Raw genomic sequence first — 26,290 nt, 5'->3', positions numbered from 1 at the left:
GTTTTTTAAATTATAAAGACGTCGTTAGAAAGTATAGCGAGCGCCGATATTGTAACGAGGACCTGATTGAATAGCATTTAACAGTTCGTTTCTGCTACGGCTATACATACGTTGAGTTTCATCCGTTATGTTAATTCCTTCAAAAAACACAACTAAGTCTTCATTGATGTTATAACTCGCATTGATATCAATTTGTGAGTATGACTCATTGATGCGCGGGTTATTAAGGTTGTTGTCTGTTTTCACTAAGAATTCATCACGCCAGTTATAAGCGATACGAACTTGTATGCCATTTTTATCGTAAAATGCGACTAAGTTGGCAGTATCACTTAAGCCAGGAAGGGCAAATTGACTGTCAAAAACGGTTGGGTCATATTCAGCATCACTATCTACGAAAGTTAAGTTGGCTTGTATACCAAAGCCACTTTCAAGTGCATGTTGGAAAGCTATTTCAAAACCGTCGATAGTAGCATCACGCTCATTAAATGGCACCGTGACATCAAACTGAATTAGTTCATCTTCGGCAACAGAGTGTATTTGCCCTGTTGTGGTTCCGCTTGCGTCTACGCCGGTTATGGTGCTTGACTCTGGATAGTTATCAAAAATATATTGTCTAATGGCAGTATTGTCACTACTACCTACGGCAGCCATAGCTTCATCAAAGCGAGGTCCACTTGTAGGACTTCTAAGGCCGAATAATTCACTTTTATTTTTCGTTGTGCCAATGAAGTTTTCTATATCTTTTCTAAAATAACCTACAGACGCATAACTTCCTTCATCAAAGTACCATTCTAATGATAAATCAACATTGACAGACTCAAAAGGAATTAAGCCCGGATCACCACTGCTAGCTGTCGCAAAACCTTGTCTGATTTCACCAATACCAACACCACCTCGAATATTATTGTAGGTAGGTCTTGAAAGTGTTTTACCGAATGAGGCTCTTGCTACCCAATCATCATCAATCTCTAAACTGATATCAAGGTTAGGTAAAAAGTTATTATAATCGCCATCAAAGTTAGTAAAGGCGCTTTCTCCAGTATCAACTGTTGCAAATTCATTGTTAGAAACCCAATCCACACCTGTGTATGCAGGTACCATTGCACTTGCTTTAACATCAGTTTCTTCATAACGGAAACCCGCAGATATATCTAAGGGCATATCTGCAATTTCAAATTCCATATTTATTTGAGCATAAATAGCAGTATATTCTTCTGATATAAGTTCGTCAGTTGTCCATTGATCATTCACACAAAAACGATCTGCGCATGGCCAAATACCTGGTGAAACTTCGTTATTACTATTAGCTGGCGCAGCATAAGAAGCTACTTCATTCGATGCATCGACAAAACTAAAATTGTAAAACAAGTCAAAAAGGTCAATTGTTTCTCCTGCTGCGTTAGTCCCTGTACTTGGTAAGTTATCTAATTGAGAGGAGCTGCTACCCGGCGTAAACAAACTATCGGTAACATCATCTACACTGCCTTCACCGCCCCAAGTATCTCGCTGAGCCGTCATAATCGAAGCTCTAATATCATTCTCAGTTTTTGAGATACCAAAATCTACACTCGTGATAACACCCTCATCAAAAACGTATTGCCCTCTTAACTGAATTTGAGACAAATCATTTTCAAATTGGCTGTTTCTTAAAGAACTACCTGTTGTAATTAATTCAGCGGGACTGCCTGTTAAACCGTCCAATTGTGAAATAGACATTACAGGGAAGTCAGGCCTAAAATCAATCGTGGTACTCTGACGAGAGTTAACGGCATACTCCATAGTTGAGCTATTACCGTAAGGGCTATCTGCTTTCGATTTTGCTGAAGAGTCGTGATAATCAAGTTCAAATCTTAGGTTATCAGTAGCTTGCCATTCTAGATTTAAACCAATTGATTCATTTTTATTTATTGAAGCATCTGATGACGTAGAGAATGATAAATCAGGACCTGCGCCTGAATGCCAAACAACAGGAGAGTGGTTTGTGCCTGTTGTAAATTCATTTAAGCTGCCATCAATAGTTTCACCTTCCCAAAACCAAGCACCGATGCCGTTTGATGTAGACTCAACCGTTTGTTCTGAAAAAGTATAATCAGCAGTAATAGTGATGCGGTCACTTGGAGCATATTGAAAAACAAGTTGTCCATTATCTCTGGTGCGATCAAATTCGGTAAAGTTGTAACGAAATTGTTGTGGACGGTTGAATGTATCACCATCTTCCCAGTCCGTATTATTGATACCGCCATTCCAGCCGTCAACTGGGGCAATGGCTTGAGTATGCCATTGCGGAACAACAGCCTCTTTAGTTGCACCATTTCTTTCTTGGTGACTAAATGAAATACCAAAACCAATGGTATCATCGGCAAAAGTATTACTATAAAGACCTGAAATTTCAGGGGTGACGCTATCACCTTCGTCAGTTGACTGGTCCATCACAGCTTTGACCCCAAGAGACGCTTTTTGTCCTGGTGTATTAAGTGGTCTTGCTGTCAAAATGTTGATAGTTGCACCGATACCGCCACTTGACACTTCTGCTTTAGCAGTTTTATAAACTTCTACACCGCTGACAGCTTCAGAAGCAAGATTAGCAAAATCAAATGAACGAGAGTTACTAATGACGGTAGATTCAAGGTTAGACGAAGGCATTTGACGGCCATTTAAAGTGACTAAGTTGAAGTCTGGACCTAAACCACGAACAGTAACTTTAGAGCCTTCACCGTTAGATCTGTCAATCGATACACCAGAGATGCGCTGTAATGATTCAGCTAAGTTAGAATCAGGAAATTTACCCATATCCTCTGATGATATAGCATCCACAACACCTTGTGCGCTACGTTTGATATCCATCGCTTTGACTAAGCTACTGCGGATACCTGTGACAGCTATTACTTCAACATTTTCTTTATCTTTTAAACTTACTTCTTCTGCTGATAGTGCAGGTAAAGCAGTTGCTCCAAGTATCAGTGACAAGCTCGTTGCAATTCTTGTTTTAGTAAATGTTTTCTGGATCATATTAGTTCCCCTTGATGCTATTTATTCAACACCTTATAATTTATGCGTAAACGAATGTGTTCTCTGAGCTGACACTATTTTTAATCAAATAATAGTCATTAATACAATAAATCGTACATATTGCCCAAATATGATACTACTCTTTCAAAATAGAAAACCTATGCCTTTACGCTCAAACGCCCCCTTTTACAAGGTAAAGTGGACTAGTTAAAAAAAGGGCATTTACATCTATTAAGCCCCATATTTATCCCTGTAGTTAAATTTAAAAAGTCATTGATTATCTTTGGTAATACTTTTTAGGATCGTGCCAATGTTAGTACTATGGTGAATAATATTGAGGTTAGATGGAATGTTTTCGCTGTAAACTTAGGGGGTATTAAGTTTACGCTTAAGCTTTTCAATACATTTTGAATGTATTATGGGGACAGAGTTTATGAGTGTTTCAGTAGAGATAACACAGTGATTGTTCTATTGAACAAGTAGGAATGAATACATATACCCGTTACCATTCAAGATGCATGTTTCAGAGTGCTTGAGCAATTTCCATTATAAGTCACAGCAACGATGGAGTGATGTTGCTCAAGCGCTTCTATGATGGGCTTAAAATAACTTTATACGTCGTTAAATAATCAAAGCATAGAATGACTATGCTTAAATTATCTTCCTTGCCTAAAGTCATTTTAATTCCCACTGAAATCCTGCACTTTGATTGGTAACGGGTATAGTTAGTGTGATAGTTATCACTGCATACCCAAGTGACTTTGAGTATGCATTATATAAGAAGCTTTACGATGAAGGATTTAATTCAACGTTCTGTATAGGTTCGTCATCATCGACGGTCATTTTTCCACGTCGAGCTTCTAGAGCTTCTCGCACTTCACGCGCTTTATCTTCAGTTAATGGATAAGCCATTATCATCCAAATAGCGATTAACGAGGTTATTATCGGGATAATCACGTCGCATAAACGCATGAAGAAAATAGTGTCTGCTGACTGTTGGCCTGCTAATGCAACATCAAATCCTGTCGCATTGAGAAGAAAACCACCTGCAGCGAGTGCTACAGCCATTCCGAGTTTTACAACCCACCAATAAATTGAGCCAAACATTCCCTCTCGTCTTTGTTTGGTATTCAATTCATCAAGATCACATACATCTGCAACCATAGATCCCATTAAGGTGAACAATCCACCTAGACCAAAAGCAATAAAAATTGAAGGGATTAACAACAACATCGGACTTTCTGGTGTATAGCAAACCCATTTAAGTGCATAACCAATAATAGAAACACCTGTCGAGAAAAAGAAGGCATTACGTTTTCCCATTATGGTAGATAGTTTAGTGACAAGAAAAATAACACAAAATGTTGATATGGCTGACACCGTTCCAGCCCAGCCAGCAAATTCAGCACCTAATGATTGATCACCACCAAAAACATAATAAATAATGACGTAAGTTTGAAACGAAGAGACCAACATAAAACCGTTAAATACTAGAAAGGTTGCAGCGCATAAATAAAGAAATGGCTTAAATTTAATGGTTGTTAAAAAGCCCTTGATAAAGTCCTTGAAGCCAGCTGGGAATTCTTCGTTAGCTTCATTTTTATCACTTGAGCTGACATTCAAACTTTCTTTGTTTGTTTTTTCTTCTTGATGTTTTGAACGTTCTTTCAAAAATATAGCGGGTAAAATCCCAACACAGACAGTAAAAACGCCAATAATAATAGCTAACCACCCTGCTCCTTCAATCATATCTTCAAATAACATATCATTTTGCATAAACCATAGGAACCAAGGAGCCACTAACCAAGCCATTTGTCCCATGAAATTTTGTACCGCCATGAGCCTAGTTCGTTCATGATAATCAGGCGTTAACTCATACCCCAAAGCTACCCAAGGTGTTGCAAATACGGTATAAGCTAAATAAAAAATGATTGAACCAATCAAAAAGAACCAAAAATAAAAATTTTCACTTTGATCTCGGGGAAGTTGCCACAGTAAAGCAAAAATGACTGCAGCTGCTATAGCGCCAAAGAAAATGTAAGGCCTGCGACGACCCCATTTTGATTTAGTGTGGTCAGAAATATAGCCCATTAAAGGATCTGTTATCGCATCAGTTAATCTAGGCAAGGCACCAATCAGACCTACCAAAACAGGGTTCATCCCTAAACCAAGATTCAAGACAATAAGCATACCGCCAATCGCAGCACCCAATAAATTATTAACAAATGCCCCTAAGCCATATATGAATTTTTGAACAAACGGAATCTTATCTCTATCACTTGTTTCTACAGTATGGGCCATATTTTTATTCCAATATTAATTTTTATGAGTGCTATGCTAAAATTACACCTTGTTCTCCGAGCATAATTGAACAAAAAACACATTATATAGATAAGAAAAATACTCAATACTAAAACGATGAGATGACCTTCAAAAAACGGTGAAATGGTCAATAATGCTATTTAATACAAATATGAACACCTAGAAACGTAACGCCACTATCCCTAAAAAATCTTTTTAAAGTCCAGATAATCTACTGATAAGTCCACCTTGTCGTATTTAACTTGTATCCTGAATTATTAGTAATAATGTAGGTATATAGCTTCTCCTAACATACTTACATACGGAATAATATTTTCATCCGTAACAACGCAATCCAACAAATAAATTTAAGGGAAGTAAATGCTATCAAAATCGTGTCAACAAGTTCATGAGTTAAATTTTTCGGATGTAGAATCTGAAGTACTTACACTGCTATCGAGAATGACTATCGAAGAGAAAATTGGCCAAATGAGTCAACTTTCTGGAGATGGATGTATTGTGTCAAAAAACTTGCGCAAGGCGATCATAGCTGGACATGTAGGTTCTATTCTTAATGAAGTTGACCTTGACACAATTAACGAGTTACAACGGATTGCTATACAAGAATCACGACTAGGCATACCATTATTAATTGGTCGAGATGTGATTCATGGCTTTAACACCATTTTTCCCATACCACTTGCTCAAGCCGCAACATGGTCACCAAAAATTGTTGAACGGTGCGCTAAGATTGCTGCAATAGAGTCTTCAAGTAGTGGTATAAACTGGACCTTTGCACCCATGATCGATATTGCTCGAGATCCTCGTTGGGGGAGAATTGCTGAAAGTCTAGGAGAAGACCCATATTTATGTAAGACCCTTGCAAACTCAATGGTAAAAGGGTTTCAGGGTGACAGTTTATCAGACACAAATTCAATTGCTGCTTGTGCTAAACATTTTGCAGGCTACGGAGCAAGTGAAGGTGGAAAAGATTACAACACAACTAATATTCCAGAAAACGAGCTACGCAACGTTTATCTCCCCCCATTTAAAGCGATAGCCGAGTCCGGAGTTGCCACATTTATGGCATCTTTCAGCGATTTAAATGGTGTACCAGTCACAGGAAACAACTGGCTTTTAACGACTGTACTCCGCGACGAATGGAACTATTCTGGCCCTGTAGTCAGTGATTGGGAAGCCGTTCCACAGTTAGTCACACATGGATTTGCCTTCGATGATTATGACGCTGCAGGTAAAGCATGTACTGCGGGGATCGACATGGAAATGGCCAGTGATTGTTACTTGAAACACATGAAGCATTTAATGAATAATAACGTTATCTCCCTAGATAAAATTGACAGTGTTGTAAAACGAATACTCACACTGAAATTTAACTTAGGGCTTTTTGAATCTGCCATTACATCCCCAAATCAACCATCAAATAGTTTAAATACAGACCATCTAAGCATTGCTAAAGAAGCAGTAATAAAAAGTTGTGTCTTGTTAAAAAATGATAATCAAATATTACCCATAGCTAAATCGGCAATTAATACCCTTGCGGTAATAGGGCCTCTTGCAGATGATGGTTATGAACAAATGGGCACGTGGGCTTTTGATGGTAAAGAAAACCAAAGCCATACGTGTTTGAATGCATTAAAAGAAGTAGCCAAAAACGCATTTAATATAAACTATGCTGTAGGGATGGAAACCACGCGTTGCAACCATCACGACGGTTTCGCTGAAGCGATTGATACAGCAATAAATGCAGATATAGCGTTGATGTTTTTAGGTGAAGAAGCTATTTTATCGGGAGAAGCTCATTGTCGGTCGAGCATCGATTTACCCGGTGCTCAGGAACAACTGATTAATGTAATCCACGCAACGGGGACACCTATTATTTTGGTGATAATGGCTGGAAGGCCCATTACTTTGGAAAAAATCATTTCAAAAGTAGATGCCATTTTGTTTGCATGGCACCCAGGAACAATGGCAGGTCCTGCTATCACTGATTTATTGTTTGGGGTAGAAAGTCCGTCAGGAAAATTACCGGTTACCTTTCCTCGAACGGTTGGTCAAATTCCACTTTATTATGCACAAAAAAATTCTGGCAGACCCCCCATTGATGAAAAATATATTAATATAGATAATATTAAAATGAGAGCGCCACAAACTTCCTTTGGTATGACTGCAACCTATTTAGATACTCATTTCTCTCCATTATTTCCTTTTGGCTTTGGCCTATCCTATAGTCAATTTTGTTATACAAAGATCAAATTAAATAATAAAGTGATTCCTATGGGGGGTGCTGTTGAAGTAAGTGCAACGATTAACAATGTTGGTAATTATAATGCAGAAGAGGTAGTTCAACTCTATATTAGAGATATTGTTGGTAATGTAACTCGCCCTATAAAAGAGCTTAAGGGTTTTCAACGAATCACTTTAGGAAAAGGTGAAAGCATGGTAGTCACATTTAAACTACACACTGATGAACTTGCGTTTTATAACCAACAAATGGAATATAAACCCGAAGCCGGACTATTCCATGTTTGGATCGGCGGGGATTCAAGCACGACGCTAAAAACAGAATTTGAAGTGACAGATTGAGAAATTACTGGATATAAAAATAATATGCACTCATTACTTAATAACTTAGTGGTAAAAACTAAAGTGGATGAACTAATGTCAAATATGACATTAGCGCAAAAAATTGGACAAATGACACAAGCTGAACGGCAAAGCTGTACGCCCGCAGAAGCAAAAAAGTTTCATTTAGGTTCAGTTATGTGTGGTGCGGGCTCTACCCCTGGGGAAAACAAACTTAAAGATTGGTTAACAATGGCTGACAGCTATTGGCAAAGCTCATCAGTAAAAGATGCATGTCATCATGGCATACCCTTACTTTTCGGGGTAGATGCTATTCATGGTCATAATAACCTTTGTCAAGCCACTATTTTTCCTCATAATATCGGCTTAGGCGCTGCTAACGATCCCGCACTGATTAAAGAAATAGCCATCATTACCCGTAAAGAAGTATTGGCCAGTGGCCTTGACTGGACCTTTGCACCAAATCTTGCGGTTGCAAAAAACCAGCATTGGGGTCGGTTTTACGAAAGTTTTTCACAATCACCCGATATAACTAATAAATATGTCAATAACATTATTACGGGACTGCAAAATCAACTACACACCGAAGGTATTCTCGCTTGTGCAAAACATTGGGTTGGCGACGGAGCAACGTCTTACGGTATTGATCAAGGTGATGCCAAAATTTCGTGGCAAGTGTTAAATAAAACTCATATAAGTCCATACATCACAGCGATTAACTCGGGAGTGATGACGGTCATGGCATCGTTCAATAGCTGGAATGGTGACAAATGCCATGGCCATAAGTTTCTACTTACTGATATTTTAAAAAAACAGCTTAAGTTCTCTGGTTTTGTCGTCTCCGACATGAACGGCATTGACTATCTTTCAGACGATTTCTACTTATCAATTGCACAAGGCGTAAATTCGGGCATTGATATGTTTTTGGTTTCAGAAAACTGGAAACAATTTATTCGATACTTAAGTAACCACGTAGAATTAGGGACAGTATCAATTTCAAGAGTTAATGACGCTGTACGTAGAATTCTTACAGTAAAAGTCGCAATGGGCTTACTTGAAGCCCCTAAACCAAGTAAACGAAAATGGGCAAATGATAATAGCTTTGGCTCTATGGAGCACAGAGAAGTTGCACGTAAAGCCGTTAGAAAATCACTCGTTTTACTTAAAAACCATCAAAACACACTACCTTTAGATAAAGCGGCACGTATTTTAGTAACAGGAAAAAATGCTAATAACATTGGTCATCAATGTGGTGGATTTACAATAGCTTGGCAAGGTGTTTCAGGAAATGATGAGTTTGAGCAAGCAACATCGATATGGCACGGTATTAAAAAAATTGCACCTAATGCGTTTTTAAAAGAACAAGTTGAACATGTAAATGCAAATGATCACGATGTTGCTATTGTAGTCATTGGCGAAACCCCCTACGCTGAAGGATTTGGTGATATTAGAAATGACGATAATCTTATTATAGAAGCAGGATCACAAATAAATGGTCAAATTAATGTTTCAGAGCCTTATGGAAGCACGATAGAATTACAAAGCTTACACTCGGAAGATTATGCAACAATTAAAGAACTTACTGATAAAGGATTACCTGTCGTTGTCATTTTAATATCGGGTAGAACACTAATTATTAATTCAGAACTTGAAGAGTCAGCAGCATTTGTTGTCGCTTGGTTGCCTGGTACTGAAGGACAAGGAATTAGTGATGTTATATTTGGAGATGTTAATTTTCAAGGTAAACTATCCTTTGATTGGCCTAAAAACACCGTAACAAGCTCTTTGCCACTATTCCCTCAAGGTTTTGGATTACATTATTAAAATCAAGTAAAAGATCGTTGTCAGAGACAACTTAATGCCAACCTCTAAAGCACTAATAAAATAAGCCAATAATCCCGATATTGTAAATCAATATTGTGGAGCATGTCACAAAGTACCACCAACCTGCTTAATGCCTAAGGAAAACTGGACACTGGCAGTAAGATCTATGGTAGATCTTTTTGCTAAACGAATGGGGAGAGAGCTTATCTCTAAAGAGATAGGTAACATTATTTCTTATAATTACGTAAGGAATAGCTCTGCATGCCTATTTCACCTTATTATCACAGCGTACTCTCAAGTAGAATATTTCAAAAAATAAATGTACCAAAGAAATCGGCATTTATTTTTATTATTAATGCAAAATTTATTCATATCAACTTGAAATCAAGCAAAGAGCTACTGTTCAATGATGCTGAACAATATGAAATTATTATTTTGAGCCAAGTTCAATGAAAATGGCAGGAAACAATTTTGGCACAGTAAATGGGGTATAAAGGCAGAGGATTAATAAAAAAATATACGGGGGAATCGATTGACGATGACGAACCAGATTATATTAATCAGATAACTAATAAACTCGCCCAACTAAAATAATTAGATTGTTACTACAGATTTTCCATCAAAAAAACTCAAGAACCTCTCGAGCTTTTATATTGGGTTAGAAAGAACTTTTGAAATGAACTTAATATTGTCCCCTCTTCCACTTTTTAGCTTTAAATAACTATTAAACCACTGTTATATAATGGATTTATATTTAAAACGGCATTTTCATCCCTGGTGGTAATTGCATACCGCCAGTAAGTGCGCCCATTTTATCTTTATTTTGCTCTTCAACACGACGTACAGCATCATTTACAGCAGCCGCTAGTAAATCTTCAATCATGTCTTTATCATCTTCCATTAAGCTGTCATCAAGTTCAACTTTACGAACACTATGACTACCCGTCATTGTTACTTTCACCATACCTGCGCCTGCTTCACCAACAACTTCCATTTGCGCTAGTTCTTCTTGCGCTTTAGCCATTTTAGCCTGCATTTGTTGGGCTTGCTTCATTAAGTTACCCATTCCGCCTTTCATCATTTATTCTCCAATATTTCTAAGTAGACTGTTTATAAATTATATTTAAATGCTCAATGTAAGTATTTTACCTGAAACACTGTAAGTTTTGAAATGAATTTATTCTAAAAGAATAATGGCAGTTCCAAAAGAAACGTTCAAAGTTATCATTCAACATTAGCGAGGTGAAATACTCTCTTCATTCAAACTTGCTTGAAAAGTTTCTTGCAAGGCAATAACCACGGCATCTTCTTTTAATAAAGTCTTAGCGTACTCTAGACGCTTATCATTAATTTGACCTTGAATTTGATATGGGTCGGCAACCGTTTCTTCCACAATATCAAGTGTAACCGTGATTTGTCTTGCTAAGAATTCACAAATAGCGCTCTGTAAATGTTGATGAGCGATTTCAGTACTTAAATGTCTAGTTGCCTGATCTAGTTTAAGAATCAAATGATCATCAGTAGATTTTTCACTGATTGTTGCATGTATTGCTAATTGACGAATACGCGCGGTAAGCTGCATTGAATCTATCATATGCGCCCATTTATCAACTTGATTCGCTTTTGTTACTTTTGCGGGATCTATACTATCTTGATGAAACGGTAAGTCAGGTTCTGGCGCAATGACCAAGCTTTCAGTTGATACAACTTGAGGCTTAGCTGTAGCGTTAACACTGTCCTGAGTTTTATTTTTACTATTGTCTGCCCTATTAGGTTGACGCAGAGTTGCGTCACTGGACTTTTTTGTTTGCTTCTCCAACTCTTTCTTTCGACTACGTAGCATATTCCGAGTCGCGAGCACAGAGCCTACCGGACTATGGATACTAAGTTGCCCTACTTGCTCATTGGGCACAATGGGCGCTGTATTTTGTTTTTCTTTATAACTTTCTACCACAGGCATTTGTTGTGGAGCTTTAACTTCTTGAGAAGCCACATGCTGCGCTGGGGCTTGATTTAATGAATTATTCTCACTCTGTTTGAGTTCATCAGCTTGTTGCTCAATGGCAAGCATTTGCTCATTTAACTCAGTTTGTTGAGTATTGTCCGTAGCAGCAGCGGAGTCACTAATATCCACTTCAGCTAAGCTCTCAACAACGGCCTCTGTAACAGCTGCTTTAGCTATGTCAGCATTATTTGAAAGGGTTTCAGTGGTTTTTGACAAGTTATCATCATCGAAGCTAATCGCTGTGTTTTGCTCAATATTATCTATAGTAGACTCATTGATAAGCTGTGACTTTTGCATTGGTTTAAAAGCAAATAGTCGCAACAACGTCATATCAAAAGCAGCTTGTTCGTCAAAAGCGTACGGTAAATCTTTTCGGCCATTAAGGCTTATTTGGTAATAAAGTTGAACGTCTTCAGCTGACATGGCTTGACTAAACTTTTTCAATAAAGCCAATAAGTCTGCCGGTAAATCAAAAGGTTGCTCAACTATTTGCATTAGAGCTATTTGATGAAATAGTTGAATTAATTCAGCAAATAAACGGCTATAACTTGGCGCATAAGAGGCTATCTCTTGAGATAAAGTCATCAACGCTTGGCTGTCTTGTTTTAGTAAAGTAATCACCAACTGGTAAACCCAGTTTTGATCTATACCACCGAGCATCTGTTGAATATTAGTTAAGTTAATATGACCTTGCCCTTGAGCAATAGCCTGGTCGGTTAAACTTAATGAATCTCGCATACTGCCACGAGCAGCTTTAGCTAATAACGTCAGACAACCTTGCTCGTGACTCACTTGTTCATGAGATAGTATTTCAGCAAGCTTATCTTCAATTTGTTTGACAGTTAACGCTTTTAAATGAAATTGTAGACACCGTGACAACACTGTAATAGGTAATTTTTGAGGATCTGTAGTCGCTAAAATAAATTTAACATGCTCAGGTGGCTCTTCTAACGTTTTTAGTAACGCATTAAAGCTATGACGAGATAACATATGTACCTCATCAATCAGGTAAACCTTAAATCGGCCCCTACTAGGTGCATATTGGACGTTATCTAGAATTTCACGGGTATCATCAACTTTCGTTTTAGAAGCCGCATCTATTTCCAAAAGATCAACGAAACGCCCTTGGTCGATATCAATACAGGCATCACATTTTCCACAGGGTTTATCTGTTATTCCAAGTTCACAATTTAGACTCTTAGCAAAAATCCGTGCAATAGTCGTTTTACCAACACCTCGCGTACCCGTAAAAAGGTAAGCATGATGTAAACGCTTTTGAGATAAAGCATTTGCAAGTACATTGACGACATGTTCTTGCCCCATCAATTGCTGAAAGTTCTTTGGGCGCCATTTTCTTGCTAGGACTTGATAACTCATATTAAATTACTTTTAGATGCTTGGATAAACTATTCACCTTGATATTGTATCAAAGAATAAGGAGTAATATTTAGCTCTGCAAGACGTTCCTCTCCACCTAAATCAGGTAAAGAGATAACAAAACCTGCTTCTTGCACTTGTGCACCTAGACGGCGAATTAGTTTAGTTGTCGCCTCAATGGTACCACCCGTCGCCAATAAATCATCAATAATCAAAACATTATCTTCAGGGGTTAATGCATCTTGATGAATTTCTAGAATATCTTCACCATACTCTAACTGATAAGCTTGAGAGTAGGTAGGACGGGGGAGCTTCCCTGGCTTTCTGACCGGAATAAAACCAATATTCAAGGCTAACGCTAACGGCGCACCAAAAAGGAAACCACGAGCTTCTGTGCCAACGATTTTAGTAAAGCCTCTACCTTTATATTTGTTTTCTAAAAGCTCCATTACAAGCTTAAAAGCTTCGGCGTCTTCTAATAGACTAGTAACATCACGAAACATGATGCCTTCAACAGGGTAATCTGGAATAGTGTGGATTGCATTGATAAGTAGTTGTTGCTGTGTTTTATTCATAATACCGAGGTAAAACCAGTGGTGCTGGTTTCTAAAAGTAAGTTAATAGATAGATATGCTGAGCATAAAACAATTTCCCTACTTTTTATAGCGATAAAACGGTTAGTCAGGCAAAATTATGAATTAGCTTGCCGTGTATCACTCTCAAAATGAGTACCAGAAAATTCAGATAAAATGGTAAGGAACTGTTCTTCATTAATTGGTTTATCAATTATCTTATCGAAAAGGCTAAATTCAACTAAATCCTTAAGTGTGTGAGAACCTTGTGTGGTCATAAAAAAAACAGGAACCGACGAGGATAACTGATTAGCCTTTAGGTTTTTAGTAAGTTGTACACCATTCATCAACGGCATTAAATGATCAATGACAAAGAGTTGATAGTTTCCTTGTTGTGCTTTCCCTAATGCGTCTAAACCATTAATGGCTAAATCAACATTGTGTCCTTGTGAAATGATAAGCGCTGCAAGCTTTTCTTGAACAGTTTTATTATCATCTACAACTAATATATTCATATACAACTTTTAAATTTTCGAAGCTAATTTGGCGCGAATATTACCCTATAATTATTTGATTATATAGGGCTAACGTAGATATATTACGTAACAAAATGATCCTAATGTAACGTCAAATTAGCACAAACGTATTGTTTAGATGCCAATACGATATTTATTTGGACAGCTTAAGCTTTTGACGTTTGGAATCGGTAGTACTCTTTGGGTTAACATAAATATTACTTGCATTAGGTCTTGCACCTTCAACCCAAGGTGATGCCGGTGCAGCTTTATTGGCTTTCTTTTTAACGAAGTCTTTTTTGTTATTACTCGGTTTTGAGTTACTTGCCGTTACTTTAGGAGCTGATGATGTAGTAGGGTTCGCTATTTTACCCGTTCTTTCAACATGATAAGTTTTATCTATAGCATGTAAAAGATTTCGTAACACTTGATCTTTACACTCTCGATAGTGCTGATGGTCAACTTTACGTGAAAATGCACTCAATTCGGGCTTACTGATTCTAAAGTCAACACTTTCTAATAATGAAATTATTTGTTCAGCTTGTAGGTTTAGTGCAATTTTTAGTTTAGTCAAAATGATATTATTTGATAAACGTTTTTCAGGTATCGCCAAAGGTCCAGGTTTTTTACCGCGCTTTTCATTGATAAAACCATTTAAAAATACAGCTAATTTTGTATCAAATAAGGCGACAAAATCACTATCGGTGTCTTTTTTCAGCCACTGACTGACTTGCTCACGACTTACTTCTTCACCAGCAGAGGCAAAGATCGCTACCATTTGTTTATCATTAAAGTTAAAGGTATAACGCAACTTGCGTAAAACATCATTATTATTCACGGTAATTTCCAATACATAAGCACAATGAAGCCATTATACACGCTAAGGCAATGGCTAACCTATATGTTATTAAAATACTTACCTAGGACAGGCCTACGTCAAAATATAAATAGTTAGCTCAAGTTAGATAAATAAACATTAAGACATTAGCAGGCAATAAAAAACGGGCAATGGCCCGTTTTTTGAATCTTAGTCATTTATGAGAGGTTGATTAACCACCACATTTTTTACTTTTATCTTTTGATTTACCTTCGCCACATTTACCTTCACCACATTTACCTTTTTTGGCGTCTTTCATTTTACCTTCGCCACATTTTCCTTCACCACATTTAGCTTTTTTGGCGTCTTTCATTTTGCCTTCGCCACATTTTCCTTCACCACATTTAGCTTTTTTGGCGTCTTTCATTTTACCTTCGCCACATTTTCCTTCGCCACATTTAGCTTTTTTGGCGTCTTTCATTTTACCTTCACCACACTTTCCTTCGCCACATTTTCCATCTTTATGGTCAGTAACTATAGTGACTAACTCACCTGAAGCAAATGGATTTGACTCTGCTTTAGCAATATTACTAGTGAAAAGGCCAAAGGCAAGTAAACTCATTACCACTGCAATTGATGATTTCTTAACTATATTCATAATTTATTTCCTTTTATCTGTGCTTATTTTGAATTGATCTCATTATTATTGAGATTTAGTTATATGACTTTTAACATAGACCTGCAAGTGTTAATAAAAATTTCAACTATCTTGTATATTATGCAATAAAAAGCCAGTTATCATTTTAAAAAGATAACTGGCTTTTTTAATCACTTCTATTTTCGTTGATAATAACTAAATAGTGACGTTTTTGCGTCTTGCTGTATCAACAATAAAGCTTTTCCAACCCTTTGCAGACTTACGTGCACTAGGATCTTTCATTGCTTTTTGAATTGCTGCGTATGCCTTCTTATACTTCTCTAAATAGAAATATGATTCTGCAATACTCATATGAATACGACCTTGGTTAGAAACACCAAGTTCAATAGCTTTATTCAAAGCAACAATTGCCTTAGAAAATTGCTCATCTTGCTTTAACAACATACCTTGTTTGCGATAATGCTTTGCATCACTAGTCATTTTGGCTAATTCACCATAATAACTTGCCGCTTTATCGATATGTTGTGCAGAATGCCAAGCATTAGCCAACGTAGAGATATTTTTATCATCACGTTTAACTAAACCAGAAGCGATGTATTTTTCTAACAACTGGGCAGCCTTATAAGGCGCTTCAGTTTGAGAGTATAAACTCGCTAATGTTTTAATTTGACTTTCTTTATCCAAGTGACCAAGTTTATAAGCTAAATCCAGCGTTTGAACTGCCTTATCATAATCTTCAATCAGCAAATAAAACATTGGTAATTGTGTCCACCACTGCTTATTTTCTGGAAAAACTTGTATTACTGTTTCTAAAACCTTTACAGCTTCTTTATACATTTTACGTTCATAGTAAGAAGTAATTTTTAAGATGTATGGGTTTTGATTTGGTTTATCACCAAAAGCAGCAATCGCTTTATCCGCAGGCTCAATAACCTTATCTAATTGCTTTAATGAGTAGTACGCATTTGCAATTTTGACGTAGGTTGGACCATCGTCTTTACCAGAGAAATCCATCCAGGCATAAAAACTTTTAAGCGCGCCTTTATAGTCTTTGGTTTGCATCTGCATATCACCCAATAACTTTAAAGATTCACTTTGATCAACTTCATTAAGAATATCTGGTTCTAAGGCTTTCTTAAGATATTCAATAGTTTTTTGATCATTGTCACCTAACGTTGCATACATAACAGCAACCATACGCGAAACATAAGCTTTGTCGTATGGTTTTGAAGCCTCAATATCCAACAAAATAACTAGAGCACCCTTGATATCATCAGCACTATAAGCTTCAAAAGCCTTTTGTACTTTTTTACCAACACGAGGGCCAACTAATTGTGTAGGACGTTTCTTCTTCTTCTCAACCTTCTCGGCACCAGCAGCTTCTGCATAATTTGCAAAAGGTGCTTGCGCAACAAGTAGTGAGGCAACAACAACAAGAGAAGTTGATAATTTTTTAAGTTTTAAATTTTTAAACACTAATTTATTAAACATAACTATTAACCTCCCATTTTGAAGTCAAGTTGAACCGTTAAACCTGGTTGTCTCAGAGGTTTACCCTCAACAACTTTAGGTTTGTACTTCCACTTTCTAAGTGCACGTTTGGCTTCTTTATCAAACACACGCTTAGGCTGAGCTTCAAGTACTTTAACGTCTTCAACACCACCAATTTTGTTGATCGTAAAAGAAAGAATAACATAACCTTCTTTACCATCTCGAGCAGCCTGAATCGGGTACTTAGGCTCGATACGAACTATCGGTGTAGCATCGCCATCACGTCCCATACCAGCTCCAGGAGCTGACAAGCCAGTTGAAGCACCTGCCATTTGAACACCCGGCATATTGAAGTTTAAACCACCAGTATTATTGTTGGCTTCAGGTTCCGGTGTTTGCTGCTTCGGTGGAGCTTTTGGCGGCGGAGGTGGTGGCGGCGGTACACGTCGACGTTGTTCTGCTGCAGACTTTGGCGGAGTAGTATTTACCTCTACAATAATATTTTCTTGTTGCTCTTCCTTGTTTCTATCACCGCTAGAAACAAGAAAGGCCATAAAAGCAAATAAGCCAAAGGTAACTACAACGCCTAGTAGTATTGATACTAAAAAGCGAACCATATCTTACCCCTTCGCAGCCGCGATAGAAATTCGATCTATACCAGCCTCTTTAATTGCATCCATTACTTTAACAACAACACCATGTTTGGCATCTTTGTCAGCTTGAATGATTACAACATCGGTAGGTTGTTCAGCAAGTAATTTCTCAATTCTTGCCCCAACACGCTCAATATCTACTCGACCTTTATCTAACCAAATTTCACCGTTATCTTTGATTGCAACAAAGATATTGGCATTTTTTTGCTTAGTTTGATTAGCCGCTTTAGGTTTATTTACTTCAATACCAGCTTCTTTTACAAAAGAAGTGGTTACGATGAAGAAGATCAGCATGATGAACACGATGTCGAGCATCGGTGTCATATCAATTACTGCTTCTTCGTCTTCACGAATACGTTTACGTGCCATGAATATATCTCTCTAGTGGTGAGGTAAACTGTCAACCAGTTTAGCCTTTGCTAGTTTAACTTTAGCGTCTAATCTTGAACTAAAGAACACACCTGATAATGCAGCTACCATACCGGCCATAGTCGGGATAGTTGCTTGCGATATACCAGCGGCCATTAGACGCGGATTACCAGTACCTTGTTCAGCCATAACTTCAAATACGCCAATCATACCTGTTACTGTTCCCAGTAAGCCGATAAGAGGACACATTGCCACTAAGGTTCTAATGGTAATCATTCGCTGTTCAAGTAACTCGTCTGCTTCGGAGATCCAAGTCTCTCTAATTCGATGTGCATACCAAGAAGTTGTATCTCGGCGTGCATCCCAACGAGCGATGATATCATCTCTCATAGTTGGGTAGACTGATGCTAAGAACCAATAGCGTTCTATCATCAAAATCCACATCAATAAGAGTGCGAAGGCAACAACATAAAGTACATTACCACCCGTCGCAATAAAACCCCTGACAGATTCCCAAAGCTCTATCAGGAATAACATTATTTAGACCCCTTCTCTGCAATAGCAGCGATTAAACCAGCGCTCTGCTCGTCTAATTTTTGTAACACTGACTTACTCTTACCAGCAACAACTGAGTGGATTAAGATAAGTGGAAGTGCACAAATTAGACCTAATGCTGTAGTTACAAGAGCAAGAGAGATGTTACCAGCCATAATTTTCGGGTCACCAGTACCAAACAAAGTTATTGTTTGGAAAGTCATGATCATACCAATAACAGTACCTAATAGACCCATTAGAGGAGCTATTGCGGCAAACATTTTGATTAAGTTAATACCACGGTCAACCTTAGGGGTTTCACGAAGAATAGCTTCATCAAGTTTAAGCTCTAACGTTTCAGCATCTACTGATTGGTTATCATAGAAAACTTTAAGTAAACGACCAAGAGGGTTGTTTTCATTTGGCTTATCAAGATTTTTCTCTTGAGATTTAATTTTAGAGCTCATGCCACCTAAAACGATTAAACGTTCAAGTGCAATGATAACACCAAAGATTAATAATACCGTAATGGCATAACCAACTTCTTTACCTTCGTGGAAAAACTCTTCTAACGTTTTCTTACGTGTTTCTAGAGATAAGATGCCGCCACGAGAAGGATCCACGTAAACAGCTGCATAACCAGAAGTTACACCAGAGAAGTTTGATGCTGTTTCAGTTATATAACCTGCAGGTTGCTTAGGTAATGGTTGAACTTGAGAAACTTCATCGTTATAAGTTAAGTAACCGTTAGCTGATACTAAGTTAAACGTACCGATACGAGTGATCGTTTCAGTTGATTTAGTACCGTCTAGATTAGTAACATCAACACTAAACTGTGAGATTTTACCTGATTCTGTCATTTCAGTTTGTAAAGAAAACCATAGTTCTTCTAAATCAGCAATGCTTGGGATTTCTTTAGCGTTAGCGATGCGATTAAGCGCTTCACCACGATTAGGAAATTCAGCACTTACAATTGAAGTACTGATTTGACCAAATGCATTTGCAGCAGCAGCACGTGAAACACCAAACATTTCACCTAAAGTACCAGTCGCATTATCTAATTCAACTTCTTTTTGTGCTAACGTAATTTCATTAGCAGCATATTCTTTAGTTAAACGTTTGTTACGTACGTTTTGATCTGATAATTCTTTTTTCGCTTTATTTAATAAAGCAGTTTTATCAGCGCGTGCAGACAAAAATTCAGCTTCACGTTTTTTATCAAGTTTAGCTTCTGATACACGGTCAGCTTTAACTTGTTTTAGTAAATCATCTAATTCATTTGCTTGAGTTGTTGCTACAAAACCAGTCGTCAAAGACGCTGCTAACAATACAAAATTAATAACTTTTTTCATTATTTTGCCCCTGCTGCAAATACTGGTAATTTAGTTAAATCCATTGGAAGTTGTTTACGTGCCATACGAATAGCATCTGTAACAGGCTTTAAGTATTCATCGCCTAACTCTTCCCATGCACGTGTATCATTGTTCCATAACCAAGAATGCTTAGCATCTAGTGATTGTGCAACAAATGCAATACGGCCCATATGAACGAAATCAGCAGTAAGTGTGCGACCGCCTAAATCAATCTCGCCTTGATAAGCGTCAAAGATAGTTCCGTAACCGGCTTCAATTTCATAGGCTTCAAGTACTAAACGGAATTGCTCAGACGTTGTAACGTTTGAATCATCCATTACAGCGCGAAGATTAGCAACACGAGCATTACGACGGTCAATGTTCATTGGAACATCTAATTTAATGAATGTTTCTAGCGTATCAATCATCTTGTACATTAATGGTACAACACCTTGTTTGAACTCATCGATGCTATCAATTTGTCTTTGTAATGAAACAACATTAGCTTTTTGATCATCAACCATACGTTGAACATGGTCGTTATAACCACGTAATACATCAGCTTCATCAACAGTATTACGGTATTCAGCAAGAAGGTCTTGCGTTTGTTCGTAAATGCTATTTATTTTAGCTTGTGACTTTGCAGATTGCTTGAAGATTTTCGCTTCAGCTTTTTGAAGGTCTGTTAGTGCATCAGCAGCAGCTATATTGCTGCCAGCTAGTGCTAGTGCGCCAACCATCGCTGTTGCGATAAGGCTTTTCTTACTTACTTTGGACATAGTTCCCAACCATTGCTATTTTAATTTTGATAACCCGAATTAAACAAATTTTGTAAATCCGTTGATTACCTCAAATATAAAAGTCTGTCGTTTTTATATGTAAATTTTTATGAATACAACAAATCAATAATCCCAAATGACAGCAGTGCTGTCAAGGTGAGACTTCAAAAGACGATATTATGTGTTTTTTATTAAACTATCTTTAGAAGAAAGCCGATAACTTAGCATTATCAAATTACTGCAAGTAATAGACTAATAAAAAAATATATCTTAAATACTAGCAAAATTACTTAAATATAGATTAGTCGAAACCATAATTTAAGGGACAAAAATTTTGCAGAAGTATGTTTTACTAACATCTTCGTAGTAAGTCAAATTTATTTGCGTTAAACGCTCGATAAACGACCAAAACATCCGTTCTTATGAACTTATTATTATAAAGATATCTTTACAAAAACCGAATAAATCACAAAAAAAAGCCCTACTATTTAGTAGGGCTTAGTAATTTTTTCACTATTTATTGGTTAAATCATACGAACTAGAGATTAAAATCTAGCAGTAGCTTTAACATATAAATATTGACCCGCTAAATCATAAGAATAGTTTACAGTATTCGAATCATCGTAGTTAGACAGGTAAGGAGGTTTAACATCGAACAAGTTACGTGCACCAGCAGAGATGGTGTAAGTATCATTGATGTAATAAGTACCTTGGATATCAGTATAAACTACAGAATCAGCTACTGTATCTAACGTAGTATCTGTTGCACTAATATCATCACCTTCAGATTGGTAACGGAAAGTCACGTTAGCTGAGTAGTCATCTGTTGCGAAGTTAAAACCTAAGTTAGTTCTCCATTCAGCGAATACTGCTGGGTTACCTTCCCATTGGTCAGCTGCAACCATGCCTGCGGCTTCAATAGTATCACTACCAGCAGTAAGCGTGTAGTCATAAGCCATTAAGTATGTACCATTTAAGGTAGTAGTAAATGTACCACCAGCAAGGTCCATATTGTAGCTGAAGTCAAAATCAACACCCGATGTTTCAAACGTTGAAAGGTTAGCGTTAGCTACTAATACACCCGAAAGCACTTCACTTACATTACGACGAGGTGATGTTGGATGAGGAGGAGTATCTAAAGGACCGAATTTACTACCTTTAATTAACGCACATAATGGGCTTGAGAAAGCAACACTGTTGTAACATTCATTAGCAATATTATCTACACCAGCAGTACCGATACCTTGCTCAATTTTGATGTCAAAGTAATCAAAAGCAACCGAGAAGTTTTCAATACCTGAGTATACAATACCCACAGTAATACTTTCTGATTCTTCTGCTTCTAAATCAGGGTTACCACCAACGATAGCGTTTGATTGCGTATCAGAGGTAAAGTCTGCTGGTAGGCCATCCGCTGCACAGTTAGCTTTTAATGTTGCGTTTGTACTTGAACCATAACTCCAACAAGGATCAGTATAGCTAAGAGCTGACTGTTCTTGAGGATCAAATAACTCAGTAATGCTTGGTGCTCTAAAGCCTTCTGCAAATGTTGCACGAGTTAATAAACCATCAACTGGTTCCCACTCAAAACCAAACTTAGTGTTAGTAGCTGTATCATCTAGGTTACTATAATCAGAAGCTCTTACCGCTGCTGTAAACGTTAAACGTTCAGCAAAAGGTACGCCTGATAAAATTGGGAAGTTAAATTCTGCATATACTTCCTCAACTGAATAATCACCTTCTGTTCTCACGCCAGCTTGGCCATATACTTGACCTAATGCTTCAGCACCATCTGGTTCATTTAAGTAATACTCAGTACGACGCTCATAACCAGCTGCCCACTGAATAGCACCACCTGGTAATTCAAGTTCACCAAAGTCACCAGATAAGTTAGCCATAAACTGTGTTGTTGTACCTTTACGTACAGGAGAGAAGGTTACTGAAGAAAATTCACTTTGCTCTGCTGTCATAGTCTCTTTAGCAAACGGGTTCCAATAACCAACTGCTGCACAACCATCATCAGCCGCACATGCTGTTGGGTCTAACAACAGCTCAGTATTTGGACGGTTTAACTCACCGGTGTTAACTCGTGTATCAACAAAGCGAGAGTAGTTGTATGAAACATCCCAACCCCAACCATTGTCAAATTCACCTTCTAAACCACCAACAACGCGGTAATCATTTGTATCTTGTTCAAAACCACGACCACCACCTTCAGTGATACGACGGTTAATTGAAACATCTACACCGTAAATGTTGTCAGGATGAGCTTCTGGTACTGGAGCACTCCAGAATGTAGCTGCAGGTGCCATTTTCTGACTTGATTGACGGTTTGAATAACCACCTTCAGCAAATGCTGTGATTGAGTCAGATATTTCATAAGTAGATGCAGCATTTACAGAGAATATTTTAACTGGAGTAACTAAGTAACTCGTTGCAGCATAGTTATAACCATGATCAGCAGTGCTAAATGGTACAGCTTTACCATCAAGTGTTACATAACGACCAGCGTCAAGACCTAAAGGGTTTACTTCAGGAACGTTAACACGACCAAAATCAGAATGTGATGAACCACCACAATATGTTGTAGAGCCTACGCCATCATCCCAAAGTGGACATTCTGAGTATTTTCTATCTGCTTGAGTAACTTCTTCACGGTCTGTGTAATCTACTGAGAATACAACATTACCTTTATCATTTGAGGCACCAGTTACGATTGAAAACTTAGCTGTATCACCGTCGCCTTCACCCGTTACATCATATTGTGCTGTAACTTCAAGGCCTTCAAAATCTTTTTTAGTGATAAAGTTAATAACACCAGCGATAGCATCAGAACCATATACAGTAGAAGCACCATCACGTACAACTTCAACACGCTCGATAAACGAGGTAGGGATAGAGTTCAAATCGCCAGAGTTGAAGCGACGACCATTGATTAGAATCAATGTACGGCCTGAACCTAAACCACGAAGTGATGCTGTAGCAAAACCTGCACTCGCGTTGTTTACGTTAGAACCTAGTTGCGCGCCGTTGATTGCTGGGATTTGTTTAATGAAACCTTCTAATGAAGTAACACCAGATGCTGCGATATCCGCTGCAGAAAAAATACTTACTGGGCTAGCTGCTTCCATATCAGTACGTTTGATACGAGAACCAGTTACTTCAATTTTCTCAACTTCTTCTACGCCTTCTTCAGCTGCAAAAGTTGGTGCTGAAATGGCTGCAGCAGCACCAGCTCCGAACATCATCGCTACGCGGATTGCTTTAGCTACTTTACTATTGTTATACATGTTTACTCCCTGGATCACATAAGTGATTGGTTGTTTATTTGTTTGTTTTTTATTTTGTAAAGACTCAAGGCTATGCTGCCTCGTTAATCTTTTATCAAGTTGTATACCTGATCTGTCGGCTAAGATAGTAAACGGGAATTGCAGGAATCGTCAACACCAATTGCAACCTAATAGTAATATTTTTAACATCTGGACACATTCTGACATACATTCTGACATACATTAACGTCATTTAATCCCATGACAAAACAACAATAAGCCACTGAATTAAAATGATTTAAATTAAAACTCAGTATTTCAGTAAAATGATAATATTTATTTTATTAAAAAATGTAAAAAATACACCTTATAAATATTTACAAATTCATAACAAACATAAAAGATCATTAATTACAATTACTTAATTAAGTATCAAGATCTCCCCCTGTCACTATGCTAAATAAAAATGCACATATAACCAATTTATTTTACTCTTAATAAACAATGACATAAAATAAATATACAATAGCTATGTACATTTATGATTACAAAGTTATAGTTTTTGCTATCTGACAAATTTCATTTATTGTTACTTTAGGCTACTGATGTATCCGCTTATTACTGTTTTTTCTTTGCTTAGAACTACGGTATAATCACGGTTAACATAACTTTATTGCCCCACATATGCCTCAAAATAGACATGAAATTGCTATTAGTCGTTTATCAATATTGCTAGAACATATATCTGTTCAAGCAAAACAAACGGATCAATTAAACAGTAAACAAAAGTCTCATCGATTGATCGAAAATAATAATCTTTTTTCCCAGCATTTATTTACTACTGAAAGTGATAAAATTTTTATATATGTTGAGGAAGTAAAAAAGCGATTGAATGAATTTTCCCGGTTATATGCGTTAAGTGGAGACAATAGCAACAAAGCTGAGTTTGCAAAGTCGTCCCTACAACGAATAGAACAACAGATTTCAGCATTAATGAATGCCATTCAATCTAACCAAACTATGCATCAAGCAGCACAAGCAAGCTTTGACGCTAGAAAAAATATTCGAGTAAAAGCGGCTAAAGCTGCTCAATTAAAGCAAAACGATGCCTATAATAAAATGGCTAAATCAGTTTTACTCACAAGCCATCAGCTATATCAACAGTTAAGTGAACATCATGAATTCGAAAGAAGATTAAGGGATATGATCACCGAGCGCGAGCAACAACGAATTCGCTCTAAAAGTGCAAATACTGAAAAACTTTCACAGGAAGTACTTGCTCTACACCAGCGTTTAGGTCGCTGTCGTAAAGCTATCTCTTCAATTGAACGAAGTATTGAGCAAGCAGAGAAATCTAAACTCAGATAGCAACAACATCATCACCTTATAGACTCGCATTTTGTTTTAACTAAGGTTACTCTTTGTATAAGCTCAAATAGGCTATTACTTGCTCAATCATTTTTAAAAAGAGGTTTTATGAAAATTTCAGATGATATTCATAACTATTATGAAAAACTAGTTATGCAACATTTTGTCTCGGCAAAGTTTGATGAAAAGTATGATATCGATTTTATTGCAGATTTAACTTGTGTGGTTTTAAATCAACTGCCAACTCGTTACATTCGACATGAAGTCGACATGGCATTTTATTTACCACCTTCAGAACGTTTCGAGATGGAAAATAAAGTAAAAAAAGCTATAGCTAAAGCCCTTGAATTTATGGATGTAAATAGAATTAATACGTAGAATACTGAAATTAGGTGGCAACCCAATCAGCCACACTTCGACACATATGAATACCCCCAAAGTTAGATATACTGACTTATTCTACAGTTTGAAATTATTGGTGAGTGGTAGCTGTTAAGCGAGCAATGACTTAGTCCTAGTATTGTTTCATAATCCTGACTCACCTTTTCTATGACATACTTTATTAAGTTAATTCCTCTTTTATTTTCTTGATGTAGTTTATCTCCTCACGCATAACATAATACCCATCCAATCCATTGTGTATCGAGAGCCAAAAATGAACAGTTAAGTAGTGCTTCGATTTCAAAGTATTCAATTGTTATACCCGCTTATTTGTAAACATAAAAAAATCCCTAACCTTATGGAGGTTAGGGATTATTATCTAGATAGAAGTACGGTCCATAGTTCAGACACG

At 37.3% G+C, this 26,290-nt stretch carries 21 protein-coding genes; 5 read left to right on the top strand and 16 right to left on the bottom strand.

Annotated features, from left to right (window positions below):
* Positions 1–24: 24 nt before the first annotated feature.
* Complete coding sequence (locus CXF79_RS07790; RefSeq protein ID WP_011044490.1) at positions 25–3,009, bottom strand: TonB-dependent receptor; 2,985 nt, start codon at positions 3,007–3,009, stop codon at positions 25–27.
* Between the two features lie 786 nt (positions 3,010–3,795).
* Positions 3,796–5,310 (bottom strand): MFS transporter, encoded by a 1,515-nt coding sequence (locus CXF79_RS07785; RefSeq protein WP_041737112.1) that lies wholly within the window; start codon positions 5,308–5,310, stop codon positions 3,796–3,798.
* A 381-nt stretch (positions 5,311–5,691) separates the two neighbouring features.
* Between CXF79_RS07785 and bglX the strand changes: the two genes are divergently transcribed.
* Both bglX and CXF79_RS07775 read left to right on the top strand, forming a co-directional pair.
* The gene (gene bglX, locus CXF79_RS07780; protein ID WP_101154559.1) at positions 5,692–7,914 is read left to right on the top strand and encodes a beta-glucosidase BglX; all 2,223 of its coding nucleotides are present in this window, start codon (positions 5,692–5,694) and stop codon (positions 7,912–7,914) included.
* Between the two features lie 75 nt (positions 7,915–7,989).
* Complete coding sequence (locus CXF79_RS07775; RefSeq protein ID WP_232769107.1) at positions 7,990–9,738, top strand: glycoside hydrolase family 3 protein; 1,749 nt, start codon at positions 7,990–7,992, stop codon at positions 9,736–9,738.
* 105 nt (positions 9,739–9,843) lie between these two features.
* On the opposite strand, the gene CXF79_RS23800 is transcribed toward CXF79_RS07775, so the two are convergent.
* On the bottom strand, positions 9,844–9,966 hold the full coding sequence (locus CXF79_RS23800) for a hypothetical protein (RefSeq protein ID WP_269801453.1): 123 nt from the start codon (positions 9,964–9,966) through the stop codon (positions 9,844–9,846).
* Between the two features lie 33 nt (positions 9,967–9,999).
* Between CXF79_RS23800 and CXF79_RS07770 the strand changes: the two genes are divergently transcribed.
* Positions 10,000–10,191, top strand: a complete 192-nt coding sequence (locus CXF79_RS07770) for a hypothetical protein (protein ID WP_101154557.1) — start codon at positions 10,000–10,002, stop codon at positions 10,189–10,191.
* 301 nt (positions 10,192–10,492) lie between these two features.
* On the opposite strand, the gene CXF79_RS07765 is transcribed toward CXF79_RS07770, so the two are convergent.
* The 13 genes from CXF79_RS07765 to CXF79_RS07705 form a co-directional block, all read right to left on the bottom strand.
* Positions 10,493–10,819 carry a YbaB/EbfC family nucleoid-associated protein gene (locus CXF79_RS07765; protein ID WP_011044496.1) on the bottom strand — a complete coding sequence of 109 codons (327 nt, stop codon included), beginning with the start codon at positions 10,817–10,819 and terminating at the stop codon, positions 10,493–10,495.
* 153 nt (positions 10,820–10,972) lie between these two features.
* A complete protein-coding gene (gene dnaX, locus CXF79_RS07760; RefSeq protein ID WP_101154556.1) occupies positions 10,973–13,120 on the bottom strand; it encodes a DNA polymerase III subunit gamma/tau in 2,148 nt (715 codons plus the stop codon).
* A gap of 29 nt (positions 13,121–13,149) precedes the next feature.
* Complete coding sequence (gene apt / locus CXF79_RS07755) at positions 13,150–13,695, bottom strand: adenine phosphoribosyltransferase (RefSeq protein ID WP_011044498.1); 546 nt, start codon at positions 13,693–13,695, stop codon at positions 13,150–13,152.
* 116 nt (positions 13,696–13,811) lie between these two features.
* Positions 13,812–14,207: a response regulator gene (locus tag CXF79_RS07750; protein ID WP_011044500.1), complete on the bottom strand. Its 396-nt coding sequence runs from the start codon at positions 14,205–14,207 to the stop codon at positions 13,812–13,814.
* Positions 14,208–14,361: 154 nt separating this feature from the next.
* A complete protein-coding gene (locus CXF79_RS07745) occupies positions 14,362–15,045 on the bottom strand; it encodes a DUF1456 family protein (RefSeq protein ID WP_011044502.1) in 684 nt (227 codons plus the stop codon).
* A 211-nt stretch (positions 15,046–15,256) separates the two neighbouring features.
* Positions 15,257–15,682 carry an HvfA family oxazolone/thioamide-modified RiPP metallophore gene (locus tag CXF79_RS07740; protein WP_041737113.1) on the bottom strand — a complete coding sequence of 142 codons (426 nt, stop codon included), beginning with the start codon at positions 15,680–15,682 and terminating at the stop codon, positions 15,257–15,259.
* Between the two features lie 195 nt (positions 15,683–15,877).
* A complete protein-coding gene (locus tag CXF79_RS07735; RefSeq protein ID WP_011044504.1) occupies positions 15,878–17,173 on the bottom strand; it encodes a tetratricopeptide repeat protein in 1,296 nt (431 codons plus the stop codon).
* A 5-nt stretch (positions 17,174–17,178) separates the two neighbouring features.
* Complete coding sequence (locus CXF79_RS07730; protein ID WP_011044505.1) at positions 17,179–17,790, bottom strand: energy transducer TonB; 612 nt, start codon at positions 17,788–17,790, stop codon at positions 17,179–17,181.
* 3 nt (positions 17,791–17,793) lie between these two features.
* Complete coding sequence (locus CXF79_RS07725) at positions 17,794–18,195, bottom strand: ExbD/TolR family protein (RefSeq protein ID WP_011044506.1); 402 nt, start codon at positions 18,193–18,195, stop codon at positions 17,794–17,796.
* Positions 18,196–18,207: 12 nt separating this feature from the next.
* A complete protein-coding gene (locus tag CXF79_RS07720; RefSeq protein ID WP_011044507.1) occupies positions 18,208–18,732 on the bottom strand; it encodes a MotA/TolQ/ExbB proton channel family protein in 525 nt (174 codons plus the stop codon).
* On the bottom strand, positions 18,732–20,081 hold the full coding sequence (locus CXF79_RS07715) for a MotA/TolQ/ExbB proton channel family protein (RefSeq protein WP_101154555.1): 1,350 nt from the start codon (positions 20,079–20,081) through the stop codon (positions 18,732–18,734). The genes CXF79_RS07720 and CXF79_RS07715 overlap by 1 nt, the downstream gene beginning before the upstream one ends.
* A complete protein-coding gene (locus tag CXF79_RS07710; protein WP_011044509.1) occupies positions 20,081–20,860 on the bottom strand; it encodes a DUF3450 domain-containing protein in 780 nt (259 codons plus the stop codon). Before CXF79_RS07710 ends, CXF79_RS07715 begins: the two co-directional genes overlap by 1 nt.
* Before the next feature lie 545 nt (positions 20,861–21,405).
* Positions 21,406–24,150, bottom strand: coding sequence for a TonB-dependent receptor plug domain-containing protein (locus tag CXF79_RS07705; protein WP_101154554.1), 2,745 nt, complete (start codon positions 24,148–24,150; stop codon positions 21,406–21,408).
* A gap of 663 nt (positions 24,151–24,813) precedes the next feature.
* Here CXF79_RS07705 and priC point away from each other — a divergent pair.
* Both priC and CXF79_RS07695 read left to right on the top strand, forming a co-directional pair.
* On the top strand, positions 24,814–25,497 hold the full coding sequence (gene priC, locus CXF79_RS07700; RefSeq protein ID WP_101154553.1) for a primosomal replication protein PriC: 684 nt from the start codon (positions 24,814–24,816) through the stop codon (positions 25,495–25,497).
* A 108-nt stretch (positions 25,498–25,605) separates the two neighbouring features.
* Positions 25,606–25,875: a late competence development ComFB family protein gene (locus CXF79_RS07695; RefSeq protein ID WP_011044512.1), complete on the top strand. Its 270-nt coding sequence runs from the start codon at positions 25,606–25,608 to the stop codon at positions 25,873–25,875.
* Positions 25,876–26,290 lie beyond the last annotated feature (415 nt).

The sequence above is a fragment of the Colwellia sp. Bg11-28 genome, assembly GCF_002836245.1.
GTDB classification, from domain to species: Bacteria; Pseudomonadota; Gammaproteobacteria; order Enterobacterales; family Alteromonadaceae; genus Colwellia; species Colwellia psychrerythraea_A.
The sequence above is the reverse complement of the archived record's forward strand: the minus strand, read 5'-3'. Positions and strand labels throughout refer to the sequence as shown.

Coding starts and splice junctions, on each gene's coding strand:
- CXF79_RS07790 (WP_011044490.1), bottom strand. CDS start 3,009: ATGATCCAGAAAACATTTACTAAAACAAGAATTGCAACGAGCTTGTCA.
- CXF79_RS07785 (WP_041737112.1), bottom strand. CDS start 5,310: ATGGCCCATACTGTAGAAACAAGTGATAGAGATAAGATTCCGTTTGTT.
- bglX (WP_101154559.1), top strand. CDS start 5,692: ATGCTATCAAAATCGTGTCAACAAGTTCATGAGTTAAATTTTTCGGAT.
- CXF79_RS07775 (WP_232769107.1), top strand. CDS start 7,990: ATGTCAAATATGACATTAGCGCAAAAAATTGGACAAATGACACAAGCT.
- CXF79_RS23800 (WP_269801453.1), bottom strand. CDS start 9,966: ATGTTACCTATCTCTTTAGAGATAAGCTCTCTCCCCATTCGTTTAGCA.
- CXF79_RS07770 (WP_101154557.1), top strand. CDS start 10,000: ATGCCTATTTCACCTTATTATCACAGCGTACTCTCAAGTAGAATATTT.
- CXF79_RS07765 (WP_011044496.1), bottom strand. CDS start 10,819: ATGATGAAAGGCGGAATGGGTAACTTAATGAAGCAAGCCCAACAAATG.
- dnaX (WP_101154556.1), bottom strand. CDS start 13,120: ATGAGTTATCAAGTCCTAGCAAGAAAATGGCGCCCAAAGAACTTTCAG.
- apt (WP_011044498.1), bottom strand. CDS start 13,695: ATGAATAAAACACAGCAACAACTACTTATCAATGCAATCCACACTATT.
- CXF79_RS07750 (WP_011044500.1), bottom strand. CDS start 14,207: ATGAATATATTAGTTGTAGATGATAATAAAACTGTTCAAGAAAAGCTT.
- CXF79_RS07740 (WP_041737113.1), bottom strand. CDS start 15,682: ATGAATATAGTTAAGAAATCATCAATTGCAGTGGTAATGAGTTTACTT.
- CXF79_RS07735 (WP_011044504.1), bottom strand. CDS start 17,173: ATGTTTAATAAATTAGTGTTTAAAAATTTAAAACTTAAAAAATTATCA.
- CXF79_RS07730 (WP_011044505.1), bottom strand. CDS start 17,790: ATGGTTCGCTTTTTAGTATCAATACTACTAGGCGTTGTAGTTACCTTT.
- CXF79_RS07725 (WP_011044506.1), bottom strand. CDS start 18,195: ATGGCACGTAAACGTATTCGTGAAGACGAAGAAGCAGTAATTGATATG.
- CXF79_RS07720 (WP_011044507.1), bottom strand. CDS start 18,732: ATGTTATTCCTGATAGAGCTTTGGGAATCTGTCAGGGGTTTTATTGCG.
- CXF79_RS07715 (WP_101154555.1), bottom strand. CDS start 20,081: ATGAAAAAAGTTATTAATTTTGTATTGTTAGCAGCGTCTTTGACGACT.
- CXF79_RS07710 (WP_011044509.1), bottom strand. CDS start 20,860: ATGTCCAAAGTAAGTAAGAAAAGCCTTATCGCAACAGCGATGGTTGGC.
- CXF79_RS07705 (WP_101154554.1), bottom strand. CDS start 24,150: ATGTATAACAATAGTAAAGTAGCTAAAGCAATCCGCGTAGCGATGATG.
- priC (WP_101154553.1), top strand. CDS start 24,814: ATGCCTCAAAATAGACATGAAATTGCTATTAGTCGTTTATCAATATTG.
- CXF79_RS07695 (WP_011044512.1), top strand. CDS start 25,606: ATGAAAATTTCAGATGATATTCATAACTATTATGAAAAACTAGTTATG.